Annotated in this window: 19 protein-coding genes and 1 tRNA gene; 12 read left to right on the forward strand and 8 right to left on the reverse strand. The window is 66.9% G+C overall.

Going from position 1 to position 18,730, the window contains the following annotated elements:
• Positions 1-27: 27 nt before the first annotated feature.
• The 4 genes from ACOZHM_RS18555 to ACOZHM_RS18570 all read right to left on the reverse strand — a co-directional run bounded on the left by ACOZHM_RS18555 (position 28) and on the right by ACOZHM_RS18570 (position 3,131).
• Entirely contained in the window at positions 28-534 is a 507-nt protein-coding gene (locus ACOZHM_RS18555; protein ID WP_421570771.1) for a hypothetical protein, read from the reverse strand.
• Positions 531-1,928, reverse strand: coding sequence for a PhoH family protein (locus ACOZHM_RS18560; protein ID WP_421570772.1), 1,398 nt, complete (start codon positions 1,926-1,928; stop codon positions 531-533). Before ACOZHM_RS18560 ends, ACOZHM_RS18555 begins: the two co-directional genes overlap by 4 nt.
• Positions 1,929-2,009: 81 nt before the next feature.
• Positions 2,010-2,489, reverse strand: a complete 480-nt coding sequence (locus ACOZHM_RS18565; RefSeq protein ID WP_421570773.1) for a peroxiredoxin — start codon at positions 2,487-2,489, stop codon at positions 2,010-2,012.
• Between the two features lie 81 nt (positions 2,490-2,570).
• A complete protein-coding gene (locus ACOZHM_RS18570) occupies positions 2,571-3,131 on the reverse strand; it encodes a glycine cleavage system protein R (protein WP_019183297.1) in 561 nt (186 codons plus the stop codon).
• A 163-nt stretch (positions 3,132-3,294) separates the two neighbouring features.
• Between ACOZHM_RS18570 and dapA the strand changes: the two genes are divergently transcribed.
• Entirely contained in the window at positions 3,295-4,188 is an 894-nt protein-coding gene (gene dapA, locus ACOZHM_RS18575; RefSeq protein ID WP_421570774.1) for a 4-hydroxy-tetrahydrodipicolinate synthase, read from the forward strand.
• A 28-nt stretch (positions 4,189-4,216) separates the two neighbouring features.
• Positions 4,217-4,726, forward strand: a complete 510-nt coding sequence (locus ACOZHM_RS18580; RefSeq protein WP_421570775.1) for a hypothetical protein — start codon at positions 4,217-4,219, stop codon at positions 4,724-4,726.
• Between the two features lie 592 nt (positions 4,727-5,318).
• On the opposite strand, the gene fdxA is transcribed toward ACOZHM_RS18580, so the two are convergent.
• A complete protein-coding gene (fdxA, locus tag ACOZHM_RS18585; protein ID WP_421570776.1) occupies positions 5,319-5,642 on the reverse strand; it encodes a ferredoxin FdxA in 324 nt (107 codons plus the stop codon).
• Positions 5,643-5,890: 248 nt separating this feature from the next.
• On the opposite strand from fdxA, the gene ACOZHM_RS18590 reads away from it, so the two are divergent.
• Positions 5,891-7,315 carry a sugar porter family MFS transporter gene (locus tag ACOZHM_RS18590; RefSeq protein ID WP_421570777.1) on the forward strand — a complete coding sequence of 475 codons (1,425 nt, stop codon included), beginning with the start codon at positions 5,891-5,893 and terminating at the stop codon, positions 7,313-7,315.
• 57 nt (positions 7,316-7,372) lie between these two features.
• Here ACOZHM_RS18590 and ACOZHM_RS18595 read toward each other — a convergent pair.
• Positions 7,373-7,447, reverse strand: a tRNA-Glu gene (locus tag ACOZHM_RS18595).
• A gap of 50 nt (positions 7,448-7,497) precedes the next feature.
• On the opposite strand from ACOZHM_RS18595, the gene pcnB reads away from it, so the two are divergent.
• From pcnB to pgi, 7 genes are all read left to right on the forward strand, one after another.
• Entirely contained in the window at positions 7,498-8,868 is a 1,371-nt protein-coding gene (gene pcnB, locus ACOZHM_RS18600; RefSeq protein WP_421570824.1) for a polynucleotide adenylyltransferase PcnB, read from the forward strand.
• A 3-nt stretch (positions 8,869-8,871) separates the two neighbouring features.
• Complete coding sequence (gene folK, locus ACOZHM_RS18605) at positions 8,872-9,360, forward strand: 2-amino-4-hydroxy-6-hydroxymethyldihydropteridine diphosphokinase (RefSeq protein ID WP_421570778.1); 489 nt, start codon at positions 8,872-8,874, stop codon at positions 9,358-9,360.
• Positions 9,361-9,391: 31 nt separating this feature from the next.
• The gene (gene panB, locus ACOZHM_RS18610; protein WP_421570779.1) at positions 9,392-10,207 is read left to right on the forward strand and encodes a 3-methyl-2-oxobutanoate hydroxymethyltransferase; all 816 of its coding nucleotides are present in this window, start codon (positions 9,392-9,394) and stop codon (positions 10,205-10,207) included.
• The gene (gene panC / locus ACOZHM_RS18615) at positions 10,204-11,046 is read left to right on the forward strand and encodes a pantoate--beta-alanine ligase (RefSeq protein WP_421570780.1); all 843 of its coding nucleotides are present in this window, start codon (positions 10,204-10,206) and stop codon (positions 11,044-11,046) included. The genes panB and panC overlap by 4 nt, the downstream gene beginning before the upstream one ends.
• A 158-nt stretch (positions 11,047-11,204) precedes the next feature.
• Positions 11,205-11,675, forward strand: coding sequence for a hypothetical protein (locus ACOZHM_RS18620; RefSeq protein WP_421570781.1), 471 nt, complete (start codon positions 11,205-11,207; stop codon positions 11,673-11,675).
• Positions 11,676-12,563: 888 nt separating this feature from the next.
• Positions 12,564-12,944, forward strand: a complete 381-nt coding sequence (panD, locus tag ACOZHM_RS18625) for an aspartate 1-decarboxylase (RefSeq protein ID WP_068850963.1) — start codon at positions 12,564-12,566, stop codon at positions 12,942-12,944.
• A complete protein-coding gene (pgi, locus tag ACOZHM_RS18630) occupies positions 12,941-14,455 on the forward strand; it encodes a glucose-6-phosphate isomerase (RefSeq protein WP_421570782.1) in 1,515 nt (504 codons plus the stop codon). Before panD ends, pgi begins: the two co-directional genes overlap by 4 nt.
• Positions 14,456-14,622: 167 nt before the next feature.
• Here pgi and ACOZHM_RS18635 read toward each other — a convergent pair whose 3' ends face one another.
• Entirely contained in the window at positions 14,623-15,210 is a 588-nt protein-coding gene (locus ACOZHM_RS18635; RefSeq protein WP_421570783.1) for a response regulator transcription factor, read from the reverse strand.
• Complete coding sequence (locus tag ACOZHM_RS18640; RefSeq protein ID WP_421570784.1) at positions 15,207-16,433, reverse strand: sensor histidine kinase; 1,227 nt, start codon at positions 16,431-16,433, stop codon at positions 15,207-15,209. The genes ACOZHM_RS18635 and ACOZHM_RS18640 overlap by 4 nt, the downstream gene beginning before the upstream one ends.
• Before the next feature lie 134 nt (positions 16,434-16,567).
• On the opposite strand from ACOZHM_RS18640, the gene ispG reads away from it, so the two are divergent.
• On the forward strand, positions 16,568-17,833 hold the full coding sequence (gene ispG / locus ACOZHM_RS18645; RefSeq protein ID WP_421570785.1) for a flavodoxin-dependent (E)-4-hydroxy-3-methylbut-2-enyl-diphosphate synthase: 1,266 nt from the start codon (positions 16,568-16,570) through the stop codon (positions 17,831-17,833).
• On the forward strand, positions 17,814-18,521 hold the full coding sequence (locus ACOZHM_RS18650) for a phosphatase PAP2 family protein (protein WP_421570786.1): 708 nt from the start codon (positions 17,814-17,816) through the stop codon (positions 18,519-18,521). Before ispG ends, ACOZHM_RS18650 begins: the two co-directional genes overlap by 20 nt.
• Positions 18,522-18,730 lie beyond the last annotated feature (209 nt).

The following is an 18,730-nucleotide window of genomic DNA, read 5'->3' on the forward strand; positions in this document are numbered from 1 at the left end:
CAGTGTGCGGTGCGGATCACGCTGTGCTCAGTGATCCGCAGGTGGGCCGTTGAACTGCACCTCGGAGAACTGGTTGCTGGCCGGATCGAACAGTGCGCCCCAGAACTGGCGGCCGCCATCGCAGACGCGGATCGCTTCGCGCGCCGGATCGGTCTCGCTCTGGTCGGGCAGCCGGAATGCGTTGAGGTAGATCAGCTGCCTGCCCTCCAGCTCGACACCCACGTACTGGCGGTCGAAGTCGGCGGCACCTGGCACCTGCGCGTCCAGCGCGGGCAGCTGCGCTTCGAGCTGCTCGATCTGCTGGCGGCTGGGGGCCCAGTAGCCGGTGACCCGCCCCGGCGGCTGGCCGGGGCTGGGGCGGGAGCAGGTATCCAGCACCTGGGCGGCGATGACCGGACGGGTCACCACCCAGGATTGGCCGGTTTTCACGGCGGTAGGCACGCTGGCACCAGGCCGCGTGTTGGCGGGCGTGCAGGCCGCCGCCAGCGCGGCCAGCGCCAGTGGCAGCACGGCACGGGGAAGGAAACGGTTCACAACACCTCCGAGGCGTAGTCGGCCAGGCGCGAACGCTCGCCACGGCGAAGCGTGACATGCGCGCTGTGCGGCCAGTTTTTGAAGCGGTCCACCGCGTAGGTCAGGCCCGAGGTGGTTTCGGTCAGGTACGGCGTGTCGATCTGCTCCACGTTGCCCAGGCAGACGATCTTGGTGCCGGGGCCGGCACGGGTGATCAGGGTCTTCATCTGCTTCGGGGTGAGGTTCTGCGCCTCGTCCAGGATCAGGTAACGCGACAGGAAGGTGCGGCCGCGCATGAAGTTCAGCGAACGGATCTTGATCCGGCTGGCAATCAGGTCGTTGGTCGCCGCGCGCCCCCAGGCGCCGCCTTCCTGGGTGTGGGTGAGCACTTCCAGGTTGTCGGTGAGCGCGCCCATCCACGGCGTCATCTTTTCTTCTTCGGTGCCGGGCAGGAAGCCGATGTCCTCGCCGACGCTGACCGTGGCGCGGGTCATGATGATCTCGCGGTAGCGCTGCTGGTCCATGGTCTGGGCCAGGCCGGCGGCGAGCGCCAGCAGGGTCTTGCCGGTGCCTGCGGTACCGAGCAGCGTGACGAAGTCGATCTCCGGGTCCATCAGCGCATTGAGCGCGAAGTTCTGCTCGCGGTTGCGCGCGCTGATGCCCCAGACCGCATGGCTGCCGTGGCGGAAGTCGTTGACCAGCGACAGGGTGACCTTGTCGTTGTCGACCTTGGCCACGCGCAGTTCGACTTCATCGTCGCCGGGCAGGTAGGCGTACTGGTTGGGGTGCCAGCTCTCGTCGTCGCTGGCGAGGATCTCGTAGCTGGTGCGGCCCTTGTCACTCCAGCTGCGCAGGCTGTCGGTGTGCTTCTTCCAGAAGTCTTCCGGCAGCTCGGTGGCACCGGTGTAGAGCAGGCTGAAATCGTCCAGCGCCCGGTCGTTTTCGTAGTCTTCGGAGACGATGCCGGCGATGGCCGCCTTGATCCGCAGGTTGATGTCCTTGGACACGAACACCACCGGAATCTCCGGGATCTGTTCCTTCAGCGCCAGGATCGCACCGAGGATGGCGTTGTCCGGAATCACCGCGCCGAAACTCTTGCCCGCTTCGAAATGACTGGTCTGGAAGCGCAGCAGGCCCACGCTCTGCTTGCCGCGCAGTTGCAGCCCGTTCGGCCGCTGCAGCGGAATGCCGTCGGCCAGGTTGTCCAGGCCGGAGGCCTGCACCAGCTCATTGAGGAAGCGGCTCACCTGGCGCGCATTGCGGCTCGCCTCGGTGGTGCCCTTCTTGCCATTGTCCAGCTCTTCGATCACCTGCATCGGCAGGTAGACATCATGCTCCTCGAACTTGAACAGCGCGGTTGGATCGTGCATCAGCACGTTGGTATCCAGAACGTAGATGCGCTTGCCTCGGGTCATCGTCATTTCCTGGTGGCAGAACAGGGACAAGCCATCACGACCTGCGGGGCAGGGTGATGGCCATTGTGGGGTGCACATTGATCACTGGGTTTTCGCGGCCTTCAGGGCTTCAAGGACGGATTCTGCGTGGCCGGCCACTTTCACCTTGCGCCACGACTGCACGATACGACTGTCGGGAGAAATGAGGAAGGTGCTGCGCTCGATGCCACGCACCTGCTTGCCGTACATGTTCTTCAGTTTGATCACGTCGAACGCATTGCACAGGGCCTCGTCGCCGTCGCTGATCAGCGGGAAGGCAAAGCCCTGTTTGGCACAGAAGTTGTCGTGGGACTTGACCGAGTCGCGGGAAACGCCGAACACCCGGGCGCCGGCGCGCTTGAACTTCGGCAGCAGGGCGTTGAAGTCGATGCCCTCGGTGGTGCAGCCCGGGGTGCTGTCCTTGGGGTAGAAATACAGCACCAGCCATTGGCCGGCGAGATCGCCGAGGGTGGTGTGTTCGCCGCCGGACAAGGCCAGCGGGAGGGCGAGGGTGGTGCTGTCCAGGGTATCGCCGTTGTTCATGAGGTCCTTGCTTCGGAGCCTGAGTGAGGCGTCTTACAACTGCATGAAACACCGCGCGTTCGTGATGAACGCGCGAAGCCGTCAGAACTTCATCGGGTCCATGATCGCGTCCAGGTTGAGGTGGTCGCAGAATTCGAGGAAATCGTCGCGCAGGGCGGCGATGTGCATGTTGGCCGGCACGCCGATGGTCACCTGCGCGGAGAACATCTCCGCACCGGTCTGCATGGCGCGGTAGCGGGTGCTCTGCAGGTTTTCGATGGTGATGCCCTGGCGGTCGAAGAAGTCGGCCAGCTGGAACAGGATGCCGGGCTTGTCGGCGGCAATCACTTCCACGATGTAGGGCAGCAGGTTGGACTGGGCCTGTTTGGCGCCGGTGCGGTACCAGACCAGTTTCAGGCCTTCCTCGCGCTCCAGGCGGGTCAGCATGGCTTCCAGCTTGGCCACCGAGTCCCACGAGCCGGTGGCCAGGGCGGTCACCGAGACATCGCGGCCCACGGTAGCCAGGCGGGCATCGACCAGGTTGCAGCCGCTGTCGGCGATGCGCCGGGTGACGGGCAGCAGGGGGGACTCCGGATGCGTCGTGTAGGCGTTGATCAGGAGATGGTTTTCGGTCGGCGCAGGCCGCGGCGTGGTGTCGGTCAAGGTGGTTCCGGTAATGCGGGATGAGTCTGAACGGCGCCGGCGACGGCACGTTCACCGGGGTCCAGCATACTTGCCCGCGCTTTCGACCCGCAAGTAACATGCAACGTACGTCCGGCCGCCGTTTACGTGGCCGTCGTCCCCCTTTCTTCCGAGCATCGTTTCCTTGTCTCTTTCCGGTCTCATCACCGCGCTGGCCACGCCTTTCCAGGCCAATGGCGCATTGGATCCCGACGGTTGGCAGCGCCTGCTGCACCTGCAACTGGAGGGTGGCGTTCACGGGGTGGTGGTCGCCGGCTCGACCGGCGAGGCCGCGACCCTGTCCGATGACGAATACGACCAACTGCTGCGCAGCGCGGTCAAAACGGTGGCCGGGCGCGTGCCGGTCCTGGCCGGCACCGGGCTGTCCGGCACCGCCAAGACGATCGAGCAGACCCGGCGGGCGGCCGCCAGCGGCGCGACGCATGCGCTGGTGGTGACCCCGCCGTATGTGCGCCCGACCCAGGCCGGGCTGATCGCGCACTTCCGCGCGGTGGCCGACCAGGGCGAGCTGCCGGTGATCCTGTACAACGTGCCGGGCCGTACCGGCTGCGACATGCTGCCGGAGACGGTGGCCGAGCTGGCCACGCACCCGAACATCGTCGGGATCAAGGAAGCGGTCGGCGACGTGGGCCGGGTCCAGGCGCTGCTGGCGTTGCGTTCGCCGGATTTCGCGATTCTCAGTGGCGACGACGGCACGGCCGCCCGGTCCATTCTGTCCGGGGTGGACGGGCTGATCTCGGTCGGCTCGAACGCACTGCCGGGCGCCTACCGTCGGATGTGCGACCTGGCTGCCGCAGGCGACCACACGGCCACGGAGGCCTGGGACGCCCGTCTCGAGCCGTTCCATGATTTCTGCGGGGTCGAATCCAACCCGATTCCGGTGAAGGCGCTGCTGCACCGTATTGGCATCGGGCACGGTCTGCGCCTGCCACTGCTGTCCTTGTCGGAGGCTCACCACGCTGCCGCCGACCACCTGGCCACCGATATCGGTGCGCTCGAAGCACTTTCCAGCCACTGATGTCAGTGGCCTGACCCAGGAGATTCACATGCGTCAATCCGTTTCCGCCATCCGCGTGCTGTCGTTCGCGATCCTGGCTACCGCCACCCTGGTGGGCACCACCGGTTGCTTCAAGCGCGGTGCCCGCGGCGATTACGCGCTGGCCCCGGAGATGCGTCCGCTGGAAGTCCCGCCGGACCTGAACACCCCGGGCAACAACCCGGCCGCACAGGTGCCGGTGCTCGCCTCGCAGGCCGCCAAGCCGGCCCCGTCGACGGCAGCCGCCAACAATGCCGGCTTCACTGTGCCGGGCAGCAAGGAAGACGTGTTCGCGAAAGTGGGCACGGCGCTGGAGTCGGTTGAAGGCCTGAAGATCGCCAGCAAGGCCCAGCTGCTGGGCTCTTACGACGTGGCCTTCGAAGGCAGCGACTTCCTGGTCCGTGTGGTCGCCGTCGAAGCCGGCGTCTACATCTCGGCCGTGGACCCGCGCGGCCTGCCGGCCACCGGTGCCGCCCCGACCAAGCTCCTTGGTGAGCTGAAGGCGAAGCTGGCGCAGTAATCTGGCGCAGTAATAAGGCTGGACCTGCGAAACAACGCGGTAGGTACCGACCGTTGGTCGGTACGTGCTGTTGCGATTGCAGACTCAATGAGGCTGCCGGGCGTTGCCCGGCAGCTTTTTGCGTTTAGGCGAACAGCGTTCGGCTGATGGTATCTCTGGCTTAGGCGGGTCCGGGCGGGCATGTGGGGGACGCCGTAAACCCGTCCATTTGGGCTTGGTCGCGGCATCCATGCCGCTCACACCCCCACATACCCGCCCGGACCCACCTTTTGACAGTGTGTCGTTGCCATGGGAAACGCCGAGGCGGCCTGCGGCCGCCATGTCCGCTTGTCCCGTGGCCACCGACCTGTTGTCGAAGGGTCGGCGGGGGTGGGTTTGAGGGGGCATGAGCCGCATGGATGCGGCGACTGAGCTTACATGGACGTACTTGCAGCGTCCCCCACAAACCCACACCCGACGGCCCCAACCAGGGAGCCTCGCAGATCAAGGGCTGTTCGCCCAAATGCATGAAGCCGGGCGAGCCCGGCACCAGGCAATCAACCGCAACCAGACACAAAAAAGGCGCCCAAGGCGCCTTTCATGCGTTACCGCGTTACCGCTCCAGGTACTGGAGCTTGTCCGGCTTGCCGTCCCATTCGCCGGCGTCCTCGGGCGGGTCCTTGCGCACGGTCAGGACCGGCCAGGCCTTGGCCAGCTCGGCGTTGAGCGCGACGAACTTTTCCTGGCCGGCGGGCACGTCGTCTTCGGGGAAGATGGCGTTGACCGGGCACTCGGGTTCGCAGAGGGTGCAGTCGATGCACTCATCCGGGTCGATCACCAGGAAGTTCGGGCCTTCGTGGAAGCAGTCCACGGGGCACACTTCCACGCAATCGGTGTGTTTGCACTTGATGCAGTTTTCGGTGACGACAAAGGGCATGGCTGGATCTGGATCCGACAGTAAGCCGGACAATTCTAGAACAGTTGCGCCTTTGTCGCAGTGCACGATGCGCCGGAGCCGGTCCGTGGGGTTAGATGCCGGTGCCTACCGGTAGACAGCCGGTGGGGCAGGAGCTAGGCAGACCGGGCCCCGCAGGCCTTTGTGCGCGGGCGTGGCCGTGTGAGAACCTGCTGAACGAGTACCCGCTGCGCTGAGCCGTCGCTGTCCCACTCCTGCCAGGACCCTTCATGTCCACCACACTTGCAGCCAACGCCGCCCGCGGCGAGAACACGTCCTTCATTGTGCTGATCAGCTGCGTCGCCACCATCGGCGGCTTCCTGTTCGGCTTCGACAGCGGCGTCATCAACGGCACCGTCGACGGTCTCAAGCAGACCTTCCAGTCCAGCGCGGCCGGGATCGGCTTCGAAGTGGCCTCGATGTTGCTGGGCTGCGCGGTCGGCGCGTTTGCCGCCGGCTGGCTCGGTGACCGGCTCGGCCGGCGCGGGGTGCTGATCATCGCCGCGCTGATGTTCCTGCTCTCGGCGTTGGGGGCGGGGTCGGCGCACAGCTCGCTCGCGTTCGTGATCGCGCGGGTGGTCGGCGGCTTCGCGGTCGGCGCGGCCAGTGTGATGTCGCCGGCCTATATCGCCGAAGTGGCCTCGGCGCGCTATCGCGGGCGGCTGGCCACGGTGCAGCAGATCGCCATCATCAGCGGCCTGTTCTGCGCATTCCTGAGCAACTTCCTGCTGGCCCGCGCCGCGGGTGCCTCGACCGAGGTGCTGTGGCTGGGCCAGGCCGCGTGGCGCTGGATGTTCTGGATGCAGGCCATTCCGTCGGCCGTGTTCCTGGTACTGCTGCTGGTGATTCCGGAAAGCCCGCGCTACCTGGTGGTGAAGGGGCGCCGCGAGCAGGCGCTGGCGGTGCTGACCCGGCTGTACGGACCCGCCGAGGCGCAGGCGAAGGTCGGCGAGATCGAAGGCTCGCTGGCCCAGGACCAGCACCGGCCGAGGTTCTCCGACCTGATCAGCAAGGTCACCGGCAAGCTGCGCCCGATCGTATGGGTCGGGATCGGGCTGGCGATGTTCCAGCAGCTGGTCGGCATCAATGTGGTCTTCTATTACGGCGCGGTACTGTGGCAGGCGGTGGGCTTCTCCGAGAACGACGCCCTGCTGATCAATGTGCTGTCCGGCGCGTTGAGCATCGGCGCCTGCCTGGTCACCGTGGTGCTGATCGACCGCATCGGGCGCAAACCGCTGCTGTGGGTGGGTTCGGTGGGCATGGCGGTGTCCCTGGCGCTGGTGACCATCGCCTTCGCCAGTGGCTCGCTGGACGCGGCCGGGAAGCTGCAGCTGAGCGATCGCATGGGCATGCTGGCGCTGGTGGCGGCCAACGTCTACGTGATCTTCTTCAACATGTCCTGGGGCCCGGTGATGTGGGTGATGCTGGGCGAGATGTTCCCCAACCAGATCCGCGGCTCGGGCCTGGCGGTGGCCGGTGCGGCGCAGTGGATGTCCAACTTCGCCATCACGGTCACCTTCCCGATCCTGCTGGGCAGCATCGGCCTGGCCGGCGCCTACGGCATCTATACGGTGGCGGCGGTGGCCTCGATCTTCTTCGTGCTGCGCTATGTGCACGAGACCAAGGGCAGGGAGCTGGAGCAGATGGAGGGGTGAGGCCGGCCAACAAAAAACCCCGCCAGAGCGGGGTTTTTGTTGGGTCTGCGCCGCGACTGGTGCTCCCTAGGGGACTCGAACCCCTGTTTTAGCCTTGAGAGGGCCACGTCCTAACCTCTAGACGAAGGGAGCAGGCTTTGTCGCGAACTGCGCAGCGCGCTAGTATATGGACCTCGATGCCATTGGGCAATCCCGAAACTTCAACCGGAAGCGCCAACATCAATTCCTCCGCTACATCACCGTTCAGCCTGCGCGTGATCCCCCGCGACCAGCACACCATCTCCCGCAAGGACATCAGCCCCAACGCCCTGCGCGTGCTGTACCGGCTGCGCGACTCGGGTTTCTCTGGCTATCTGGTCGGCGGCGCCGTGCGCGACCTGCTGGTCGGCGGCAACCCCAAGGATTTCGACGTGGCCACCGACGCCACGCCGGAACAGGTCAAGTCGCTGTTCCGCAACTGCCGCCTGATCGGGCGCCGGTTCCGCCTCGCGCACGTGGTGTTCGGCCGCGAGATCATCGAAGTGGCCACCTTCCGCGCCAACGTCGATGACGGCAGCGGCGACCGCGAGATGGACAACGGCATGCTGGTGCGCGACAACGTGTACGGCACCATCGAAGACGACGCGGTCCGCCGTGACTTCACCTGCAACGCGCTGTACTACGCCATCGAGGACTTCTCGGTGCGTGACTACACCGGCGGTTTCGAAGACGTGCAGGCGCGCCTGATGAAGCTCATCGGCGACCCGGAAAAGCGCTACCAGGAAGATCCGGTGCGCATGCTGCGCGCGGTGCGCCTGGCCGCCAAGCTCGGCTTCCAGATCGACGAGGCCAGCGCCGAGCCGCTGCCGCGCCTGGCGGGCCTGCTGGCCGATGCCGCACCCGCACGCCTGTTCGAAGAAGTCCTCAAACTGTTCCTGTCCGGTCACGGCGTGGCCAGCTTCGAAGGCCTGGAGCGTTACGGCCTGCTCGATGTGATGTTCCCCGAGAGTGCCGCCGCGCTGCGCAGCAACCGCAGTGGCGCCCTGCGCCGCATGGTGATCGAAGGGCTGCACAACACCGACCTGCGCGTGGCCAACGACGAACCGGTGTCGCCCTCGTTCCTGTTCGCGCTGCTGCTGTGGCCGGCGTTCTGCCGCGCGCTGGCCACCCTGCAGAAGCAGGGCGTGGCGCTGGAAGAAGCGCAGCGTCGCGCCGCCGACCGCGTGACCCTGCACCAGCTGACCACCATCGCGCTGCCGCGCCGGTTCTCGCTGCCGATGCAGGAAATCTGGCTGCTGCAGGGGCGCTTCAGCTCGCGCCAGCGCAAGCGCGTGATCCGTACGCTGACCCACCCGCGCTTCCGCGCCGCCTACGACTTCCTGGTCCTGCGCCAGGTCGCGTCCAGCGAGCACCAGGCCGACGTGGAGTTCTGGCGCGAGGCCCAGCTGCAGTCCGGCGCCGAGCTGGACTCGACCCTGGATGCGGTGCAGGTCGACGGTGAGCTGGACGAGAACGGGGCACCGCGCAAGCGCCGTCGCCGCCGTCGTCGTCCCGGTGGCGCCGCAGGCGAGTAAGCCGTGACCCTGGCCTGTATCGGACTGGGCGCCAACCTGGGCGAGGCCGCGCAGACCCTGCGCGCCGCGTTCGCGGCGATGGCCGCGCTGCCGCACACCACGCTGCGGGCGCGCTCGCAGCTGTACAGCACCCCGGCCTGGGGCAACGAGGACCAGCCGGCGTTCGTCAATGCCGCCGCGCTGCTCGACACCGGGCTGGACGCGCCGGCGCTGCTCGAGGCCCTGCTTGGCATCGAGCGCGACTTCGGCAGGGTCCGTGATGCCGCCGTGCATTGGGGCCCGCGCACCCTGGACCTGGACCTGCTGCTGTACGGCGAGGCGGTGATCGACCTGCCGCAGCTGAAGGTGCCGCACCCCTATCTGCACGAGCGCGCGTTCGCGCTGCTGCCGCTGGCCGAGATCGCCCCGGAGGCGATGATTCCGGGCCAGGGCCGCGTGCGGGACGCTGCGATGCGTATCGAGGCCTGCGGGATCGCGCCAATAGGAGGATAATGCGGGGCTTATCGCCACCGGTTATCAGCTCATGAGTACCCACGCAGACAGCAAGCCCTGGACCGTCCCCGCACTGGCCGAGGCCAAGCGCAACGGCCAGAAGCTGGTCATGCTGACCGCCTACGACGCCGGCTTCGCGCGTGCGTTCGACGCCAACGGCGTCGACCTGATCCTGATCGGCGATTCGCTGGGCATGGTGGTGCAGGGCCATGACTCGACCCTGCCGGTGACCACCGACGACATGGTCTATCACACCCGCGCCGTGGCCCGCGTGCTGCAGCGTGCGCTGCTTATCGCCGACCTGCCGTTCGGCGCCGACGCCACCCCCGAGCGCGCGCTGGACGCCTCGCTGCGCCTGCTGCAGGCCGGCGCGGAGATGGTCAAGATCGAGGGTGCCGGCTTCAAGCTGGACGTGATCCGTTACCTGGTCGAGCGCGAGATTCCGGTGTGCTCGCACCTGGGCCTGACCCCGCAGTCGGTGCTGCGCCTGGGCGGTTACCGCGTGCAGGGCAGGGGCGATGCCGCCCGCCAGCTGGTTGAAGACGCCAAGGCCGTGGTCGAGGCGGGCGCCAGCATGATCGTGCTCGAATGCCTGCCCACGCCGGTGGCCGCTGAGGTCACTGCTGCTGTGTCGGCGCCCACGATCGGGATCGGCGCCGGTCCGCACTGCGATGGCCAGGTGCTGGTGCTGCATGATTTCCTCGGCCTGGACAGCGGCCACCGCCGTCCCAAGTTCGTCAAGGATTTCCTTGCCGAAGGCGGGTCGGTTGCCGGCGCCGTCCGTGCCTACGCCGACGCGGTGCGCGACGGCTCCTTCCCCGACGCAGAACACGCCTACGCCTCATGATCGATACCGTCACCGAACTGTCCCGCCTGCGCGCCGTCGTCAACGGCTGGAAGCGCGAGGGCCTGCGCGTTGCGCTGGTTCCCACCATGGGCAACCTGCACGCCGGCCACTACTCGCTGGTCACGCTGGCCCGGCAGTACGCCGACCGCGTGGTCTCCAGCGTGTTCGTCAATCCGACCCAGTTCGGCCCCAACGAAGACTTCACCCGTTACCCGCGCACGCCCGAGGCCGACACCTCCGGGCTGGAGCAGGCCGGCTGTGACGTGCTGTGGCTGCCCACCGTTGAATCGATGTACCCGTTCGGCGTGGCGCTGGCCGCCAGCGTCAACGTGCCCGGTATCAGCGGCTTGCTGGAAGGCGCGCACCGCCCGGGCCACTTCGATGGCGTCTGCACCGTGGTCTCGCGGCTGTTCAACCAGGTCCAGCCGGACGTGGCCGCGTTCGGCAAGAAGGACTACCAGCAGCTGGCGGTGATCCGCCAGATGGTGGAAGACCTGGCCTTCCCGATCCAGATCGTGGGCGGCGACATCGTGCGCGAGACCGACGGCCTGGCCATGAGCTCGCGCAACCAGTACCTCAACGGCGAGCAGCGCCAGGTCTCGACCACCATCCACCAGGTCCTGCTGGGCATGCGCGAGGGCTTCATCGCGGGCAAGAGCCGCAGCCTGATCGAGGCCGATGCCGCCGCCGCCCTGCAGGCCGCCGGCTTCCAGGTCGACTACGCCGTGGTGCGCAAACCGGACCTGTCCGAGCCGGCAGACAGCGAAGACGGCAACCGCGTCGCCCTGATCGCCGCACGCATTGGCAGCACCCGCCTGATCGACAACCTCGAGTTCTGATTTCCAGGTACATGGCCGTATGCACAAGGGCGCCGGAAGGCGCCCTTGTGCATTTCGGCGGTCGGGCCAGCGGTCGCCCGGCTCACTTCCAGACGCAGTCCGTGTGCGCTATGTTCGCGCTTGAGTCACGGGAATGACCCAGGACGGAGCGATGAACGATGGATGCGAAGGCGTGCCGATGCCATGTTCTGCTGCTTTCGTTGTTGATTGCGGCTCTGGATTGTTCAGCCAACGAAGTTCAGAAGATTACTCTGGCGGCCAAGGCGGCCGATTCGGATGTGGTCGTCATCGGTGTCGTGGGTGAGGTTTCCCGTTGCGCTCGCATTGAAGCGGGGGAGTGTCGGGATTCGGCAGTGACCGCCAAGGTTCACGTGCAGGAGGTACTAAAGGGCCCTGTTCCGGCGGAGATCCGGTTCCGCTGCGAGGAGGCCGCCCCGGAGTTCAGCCCTGCCGCCTGCGCGCCGGAGACGGCGCGGCTTCTGTTTCTCCGCGCGGACGGAAACGGGGTGTTCCATGCGGTCAACGGTCCGTATGGCGCCTATGACCTGTCTCTGCCAGCCGGTCAGTCGGCGCTGATGCAATTCCGTACGAGGCTTGATGGGCGTGCAGAACAGCAGGGGTTCAAATGAACCGTATGCGTTTTTTTTGCGTCGCCGGAACGGGGTCGAAACGATTCAGGCCATCCATCCAGAGGGTGCTTGAAATCGCCGTGTTTGGGTAAACAGGGACGGAGGGCTGCGGTATGGGGTTGTTGAAGTCGATTGCTACTGGGCGGACTGCCGATCTGGTCGGGATGATCGGATTCATATGTTTGTTTCTCTACTCGATCTGGGTGATCGTCTCCATAGTCCTGGCGGGAGGTCGGATCACCATTCTCAATGTGATCGTCTCTATCGCTCTTGGGCTGATGGTGCTCAGGTCAACGGCTAGATTTCTCATGCGGCGAGCTCACAACGCGTAACTGACGGTTTGGCTGTTTCGCACTGGAATGTCGGTAGCTGCTCGGGGCGCGGGTGGCTGCATGGTCCTCGGCATGTCCATTGATCGGCAACGGCCTCTTCGTGCCGGGTCATGCGTTACCGGGCGTTGATGGGTTCACGGCAGTCTTCTGGCGATCAACGCTACCAACAGTGCGCACGATCAGCGGCGCGCTCGGTCGGCCGGCTCTTCCAGCGGCCACCAGCACACTGTCAAAGGCGGGTCGGGGCTGGTTTGCGGGGGCATGAGCCGCATGGATGCGGCGACTGAGCTTACAGGGACGTACTTGCAGCGTCCCCCGCAAACCCGCACCGTCCCGCCAAATCCAGGAAACCGCTGGCTAAGGGCTGTTCGCCCAAAACCAACAGCAGCCGTGCGAAGCCCGGCGACCAGAACCCATCGACTACCGATCAACCGGGGGCACCAGGGGCCCAACACCCCGTCACCTGCCTGAACCGCCGGCAGCGGTCCAGGAGCAGCACCTGCCGCCGGGTCCCCGGGTGATAGAATTTCCCTTTCCTTTACCGTTGTCGCGTGCCATGCACCTTTCCCTGCTCAAGACCAAGATCCACCGCGCCACCGTGACCCATTCGGAGCTGAACTACGAAGGGTCCATCGCCATCGATGACAACCTGCTGCTGGCTACCGGCATCCGTGAGTTCGAGCAGGTGCACATCTGGGACGTCACCAACGGTGCGCGCTTCTCGACCTATGCCATTCGCGCCGAAGCCGGCAGCGGCGTGGTCTCGCTCAACGGCGGCGCCGCGCGTCACGTGCAGGTGGGCGACATCATCATCATTGCCGCCTTTGCCAGCATGAGCGAAGAAGAAGCTGACAGCTTCCGCCCGAAGTTGGTATATGTGGACGGCAACAACCAGATTTCCCACACCAACGACAGCATCCCGACCCAGGCCGCATGACACAGAACAACGGATTCGACCCGCTCCACTCCCATGCCCAGCGCCTGCGTGGCGCGAGCATCCCCGCACTGATCGCCGCCGAACCGGGCCGCGCACAATCGCTGGGGCTGCGGGTCGGTCCGTTGTATGCCAACTTCGCGCGGCAGAAGCTCGACCGCGCGGCGTTGGATGCGCTGCTGCAGCTGGCCGCCGAGCGCGATGTCGCCGGCGCCTTCCAGCGCCAGTTCCGCGGTGAGACGGTCAACGTCACCGAAGGCCGCGCCGCCCTGCACACCGCGCTGCGTGGCGATGTCAGCGGCGCGCCGGTGGCCGGCGAAGCCTTTGCCACCGCCGCCCAGGTGCGCGCCCAGATGGGCGAGCTGGTGGCCGCGCTGGAGAAGACCAACGTCACCGACATCGTCAGCGTCGGCATCGGCGGCTCGGACCTCGGTCCGCGCCTGGTCGCCGATGCGCTGCGCCCGGTGAGCGGCGCGCGCTTCCGCGTGCATTTCGTGTCGAACGTGGACGGCGCCGCCATGCAGCGCACCCTGGCCATGCTGGATCCGGCCACCACCGCCGGCATCCTCATTTCCAAGACCTTCGGCACCCAGGAGACCCTGCTCAACGGGCAGATCCTGCATGACTGGCTGGGCGGCAGCGAGCGCCTGTACGCGGTCAGCGCCAACCCCGAGCGGGCGGCCAAGGCGTTCTCCATTGCCGCCGGCCGCGTGCTGCCGATGTGGGACTGGGTGGGCGGGCGCTATTCCCTTTGGTCGGCGGTCGGCTTCCCGATCGCGCTGGCCATCGGCTTCGAGCGCTTCGAGCAGCTGCTGGACGGCGCCGCGCAGATGGACGAGCACGCGCTGACCGCGCCGCTGGACCAGAACCTGCCGGTGCTGCACGCGCTGACCGATATCTGGAACCGCAACCTGCTGGGCCACGCCACTCACGCGGTGATGACCTACGACCAGCGTCTGGCGCTGTTGCCGGCCTACCTGCAGCAGCTGGTCATGGAAAGCCTGGGCAAGCGCGTGCAGCTCGACGGCAGCCCGGTCGACAGCGACACCGTGCCGGTGTGGTGGGGCGGGGCGGGCACCGACGTGCAGCACAGCTTCTTCCAGGCACTGCACCAGGGCACCAGCGTGATCCCGGCCGATTTCATCGGCTGCGTGCACAACGATGATCCTTACGTGGTCAACCACCAGGCCCTGATGGCCAACCTGCTGGCGCAGACAGAGGCGCTGGCCAACGGCCAGGGCAGCGACGACCCGCACCGCGAGTATCCGGGCGGCCGACCGAGCACGATGATCCTGCTCGACGCCTTGACCCCGCAGTCGCTGGGCGCGCTGATCGCCATGTACGAACACGCCGTGTACGTGCAGTCGATCATCTGGAATATCAACGCCTTCGACCAGTTCGGCGTGGAGCTGGGCAAGCAGTTGGCCAGCCAGCTGTTGCCGGCGCTGCAGGGCGAGGCGCATGCGATCACCGATCCGGTAACGCTGGAGTTGTTGGGGCGTTTTAAGGGCTGAGCGCCATGGGGCGGCCGTCAACGCGACGGCCGTCAATGCGACTGGGTAGAGCGGACTGTTAGTCCGCTGCCGTTCGCGCGGTGCCGGCGTCTGCCCGGAGAGCAGCGGACTAACAGTCCGCTCTACCCCGTCGCGCTCGTCGCGCCTGTCGCGTTACCCCGTCGGCTTTATCGCCCGTCGCGCGACGGATCTCTTTCTGGACTCGGGCGCTTCGCCAACTTCCGCTGCAACGAACGTCGGTGCATGCCCAGCAGGCGCGCGGCCGCCGAGACGTTGCCGCCGGTCTCGTGCATGGCCTGCTGGATGTGTTCCCACTGCAGGCGGCTGATCGGGGTCATGGAGTCCGGCGGCTCCATGTCGCCGTCGTCAGCCGGGCCGTCGTCTTCCTCGCCCAGCGCACGCAGGATCATCGGCACCGTGGCCGGCTTGGGCAGGTAATCGTCGGCACCCAGCTTGATCGCCTCCACCGCCGTGGCGATGCTGGCGTAGCCGGTTACCAGCAGGATGCGCATGTCCTCGCGCAGCGCACGCAGCGGTTGGATCAGCGCCAGGCCCGATTCGGAACCCAGCTTCAGGTCGATCAGCGCATACGCCGGCGGCTGCTGGCGGGCCAGCATCAGGGCCGAGGCGATGTCGCTGGCAGTCACCGTCTCCAGGCCCTTGCGGGCGAGGCTGCGCTGCAGCGTGCGCAGGTACAGTTCGTCGTCGTCGACCAGCAGGCCGTGGCTGGCAGCGGGGAGGGTGGGGGTGGTCATGCGGGGTTCTCCGATGAGGCCAGGGGCAGGCGGAAGCCGACGCGGGTGCCGGCACCGTTGGCCGGGCGCATCCACAACTCGCCGTCCAGGCGCTCGATGGTGGCGTGGGACAGGGCCAGGCCGACGCCCATGCCCTGCGTCTTGCCGCTGTTGAACAGGGTGCCGGGCAGGACCGCCTCGCGGGCGTCGAAGCCACGGCCGTAATCGCGCACTTCGCCGATCAGGTCGCTGCCCTCGATGCGCAGGGTCAGGTCAACCTGCGGCCGCTCGGCCTGCTCGCCGGCATCGGCGGCATTGTTGAGCAGCACCATCAGCAGGTGGCCAATGCCGGGATCGAGCGGCAGCTGCAATGGCGCGTCGTCATTGCGCTTGAGGGTGATGGTCGGGCGCACCAGCCGCCACTGCTCCAGTACCTGCGGCAGGGTCACCGAATCGCGTCCGCGCAGCTGGCCCGACGCGGGCCGCGCCAGCGCCAGCACGCGTTCGCGGCACTGCACCAGCAGTTCGCGCAGCGTGTCCACGTCGTCGCGCAGTTCAGGGCTTTCGGTCTGGTCGGCGATGTCGTCGGCGAGCAGCGTCATGGTCGCCAGCGGGGTATTGAGTTCGTGCGCCACCGAGGCGGCGTGGGTGGCCAGCGCGACGATGCCCTCGTTGCGCACGAAGCGCTCGCGCAGCAGCGACAGTTCGTGTTCGCGCCTGCGCAGTGCCATGGCCAGCCGGGTGGCGAACACCAGCACCACCGTGGCCGACAGCAGGAAGTTGCAGACCACGCCCCACTGGTGCATCTGCATTGCCGTGAAATAACCGGCGGGCAGGGGCAGGCCGAAGATGCCGCTGACCGCGTAGCCGATCAGGCAGGCCGCGGCCACGGCCAGCGTCCAGCGCAGCGGCAGCGCCAGCGCGGCCAGCGCGATCAGGATCAGGAACAGCGAGCCGAACGGGTTGGCCACCCCGCCGCTCCAGGCGACCATCCAGGTCAGCACGGTGACGTCGACCAGGATGTGCCCGAACGCGGTCACCGGCGCGGTGTCGGCGTCGTGCACGCGCAGCTGTACGTACAGGTTGAACAGGGCCAGTGCGGCCACCCCCGCCCACAGCGGCAGCGGCGACAGTTCCAGCCCCAGCACCGAGGTGGCGACCAGGATGGTGGCGGCCTGGCCGGCCACGGCCAGCCAGCGCAGGCTGCACAGGGTGCGGAGGAAGGGAGCGTCTTGGCCGGTCATCACGCCCATCGTATGCGCTCGCGCGGCTGCCCGCCTGCGACAATCGGCCGCATCGCGTGAATGGCGGTCCTCCGCACCCGCGCGTCGACCCGAAACCGCGCGCGTCCGTGCCCGCCGCGCGTTAAAATGCCCGCATGCACGACGCCGTCAGCCAACCTACCCAACCGTCCGACACCACCGTGTGGGCCCGCCGCCAGACCCAATCCGTCCTTATCGGCGGCGTGGTGGTCGGCGGGGGCAAGCCCGTGGTCGTCCAGTCGATGACCAACACCGACACCGCCGACGTGGCGTCCAGCGTGAAGCAGGTCGCCGAGCTGTGGCGGGCGGGGTCGGAAATGGTGCGCCTGACCGTCAACAACCCCGAATCGGCCGCGGCCATTCCGCGCATTGTGGAGAAGCTGCAGATGATGGGGATCGACGTCCCCCTGATCGGCGATTTCCACTACAACGGCCACCAGTTGCTGACCCAGGAACCGGCCTGCGCCGAGGCGCTGGCCAAGTACCGGATCAACCCCGGCAACGTGGGCTTCGGCAAGAAGAAGGACACCCAGTTCGCCCAGCTGATCGAGTTCGCGATCCGCTACGACAAGCCGGTGCGCATCGGCGCCAACTGGGGCTCGCTCGACCAGTCGCTGGCCGCGCGCCTGATGGACGAGAACAGCCAGCGCGCCACCCCGTGGGACGCCGGCCGGGTGCTGCGCGAGGCGCTGATCCGCTCGGCGCTGGATTCGGCCCACACCGCCGTCGAACTCGGCCTGCCGCGCGATCGCATCGTGTTGTCGGCCAAGGTCAGTGGCGTGCAGGAGCTGATCGCGGTGTACCGCGACCTGGCCCAGCGCTCAGACTTCGCCCTGCACCTGGGCCTGACCGAGGCCGGCATCGGCAGCAAGGGCATCGTCGCCTCTTCGGCGGCGCTGGCGGTGCTGCTGCAGGAAGGTATCGGCGACACCATCCGCATCTCGCTGACCCCCGAACCGGGGCAGTCGCGAACGCAGGAAGTCATCGTCGCCCAGGAACTGCTTCAGACCACCGGCCAGCGTGCCTTTACTCCGCTGGTCACCGCGTGCCCGGGCTGCGGCCGCACCACCTCCGAGTTCTTCCAGGAGCTGGCCAAGGTCGTGCAGAACCACGTGCGCGGGAAGATGCCGGAATGGAAGGTGAGCCATCCCGGCGCGGAGAACATGACGCTGGCGGTGATGGGTTGCATCGTCAACGGGCCGGGCGAGTCGCGCCACGCCAATATCGGCATCTCGCTGCCTGGCACGGGTGAAACGCCGGCCGCGCCGGTGTTCGTCGATGGCGAGAAGACGGTCACCCTGCGCGGCGACAACATCGCCCAGGAATTCGTGGCGCTGATCGACGATTACGTCGAACGCAAGTATGTCCGAAGCGTTGGATAAGCCAACGGCGCTGGGCGCACGGGAACCCGCCGCCGGTTTCCGCCACTGGATGGCCGGCAACGCCTGGCGCTTCGTGCTGCTGTTTGCCGGCGTGCTGCTGCCGCTGGCCGGCTTCGTGGCCCTGGCCGACGAAGTCCACGAGCTGGAGGCGTTCTATTTCGACGCACCTCTTCTGCTGAAAATGCATGCCGTGGCCCGGCCCAGCCTGGATGCGGCCTTCGTGCTCATCTCCAAGATCGGCTACCAATGGGGCGTGATCCCGGCCGACATCCTGATCGTGGCGGTTCTGCTGCTGCGCCGCCGCTGGCGCGAGGCCAGCTTCGCCGGCATCAGTTTCGCCGGTTCGGCCCTGCTCAACCTGGGCAGCAAGCAGTTCTTCCAGCGCGACCGGCCGACCCTGTGGGAGTCGATCGCCCCGGAAAGCACCTACAGTTTCCCCAGCGGCCACGCCATGGGCTCCATGACCCTGGCCGCCGTCATCGTCCTGCTGGCCTGGAACACCCGCTGGCGCTGGCCCGCCGTGGCATTCGGGGTGCTGTTTGCCGGTTCGGTCAGCCTGTCGCGCATCTACCTCGGGGTGCATTACCCCTCCGACATCCTGGCCGGATGGTGTGCCGCGCTGGTTTGGGTGGTAGGGTGCTTCCTGGTGATGTTCCGGCGCCTCCAACCCTGGCGCAGTCGTCACTGAGACCGGCCGACAGGGAAACAGGCCGGAAGCGGCAGGGGTTTCCGCGGACCGCGATAGGTTCAATAAACCGATACGGCTTGGGGTGAAAGGCTCAGGGTTGGGGTAATCCTGAACGCGTGTGATGGGGGGACCAGAACGCGCCGACAAGGTGCAATCATCCTTGTTTACGCAGTACCCCGCGGCTAGGCTTGCCCCCGTTTGCAGCGTTT

Origin of the sequence: Stenotrophomonas sp. PD6 (assembly GCF_049199305.1) — a bacterium.
Lineage (GTDB): Bacteria > Pseudomonadota > Gammaproteobacteria > Xanthomonadales > Xanthomonadaceae > Stenotrophomonas.

Coding starts and splice junctions, on each gene's coding strand:
- ACOZHM_RS18590 (WP_421570777.1), top strand. CDS start 5,891: ATGTCCACCACACTTGCAGCCAACGCCGCCCGCGGCGAGAACACGTCC.
- panB (WP_421570779.1), top strand. CDS start 9,392: ATGAGTACCCACGCAGACAGCAAGCCCTGGACCGTCCCCGCACTGGCC.
- ACOZHM_RS18620 (WP_421570781.1), top strand. CDS start 11,205: ATGGATGCGAAGGCGTGCCGATGCCATGTTCTGCTGCTTTCGTTGTTG.
- panD (WP_068850963.1), top strand. CDS start 12,564: ATGCACCTTTCCCTGCTCAAGACCAAGATCCACCGCGCCACCGTGACC.
- ACOZHM_RS18635 (WP_421570783.1), bottom strand. CDS start 15,210: ATGACCACCCCCACCCTCCCCGCTGCCAGCCACGGCCTGCTGGTCGAC.
- fdxA (WP_421570776.1), bottom strand. CDS start 5,642: ATGCCCTTTGTCGTCACCGAAAACTGCATCAAGTGCAAACACACCGAT.
- ACOZHM_RS18580 (WP_421570775.1), top strand. CDS start 4,217: ATGCGTCAATCCGTTTCCGCCATCCGCGTGCTGTCGTTCGCGATCCTG.
- pgi (WP_421570782.1), top strand. CDS start 12,941: ATGACACAGAACAACGGATTCGACCCGCTCCACTCCCATGCCCAGCGC.
- ispG (WP_421570785.1), top strand. CDS start 16,568: ATGCACGACGCCGTCAGCCAACCTACCCAACCGTCCGACACCACCGTG.
- ACOZHM_RS18565 (WP_421570773.1), bottom strand. CDS start 2,489: ATGAACAACGGCGATACCCTGGACAGCACCACCCTCGCCCTCCCGCTG.
- ACOZHM_RS18650 (WP_421570786.1), top strand. CDS start 17,814: ATGTCCGAAGCGTTGGATAAGCCAACGGCGCTGGGCGCACGGGAACCC.
- ACOZHM_RS18640 (WP_421570784.1), bottom strand. CDS start 16,433: ATGACCGGCCAAGACGCTCCCTTCCTCCGCACCCTGTGCAGCCTGCGC.
- ACOZHM_RS18560 (WP_421570772.1), bottom strand. CDS start 1,928: ATGACCCGAGGCAAGCGCATCTACGTTCTGGATACCAACGTGCTGATG.
- panC (WP_421570780.1), top strand. CDS start 10,204: ATGATCGATACCGTCACCGAACTGTCCCGCCTGCGCGCCGTCGTCAAC.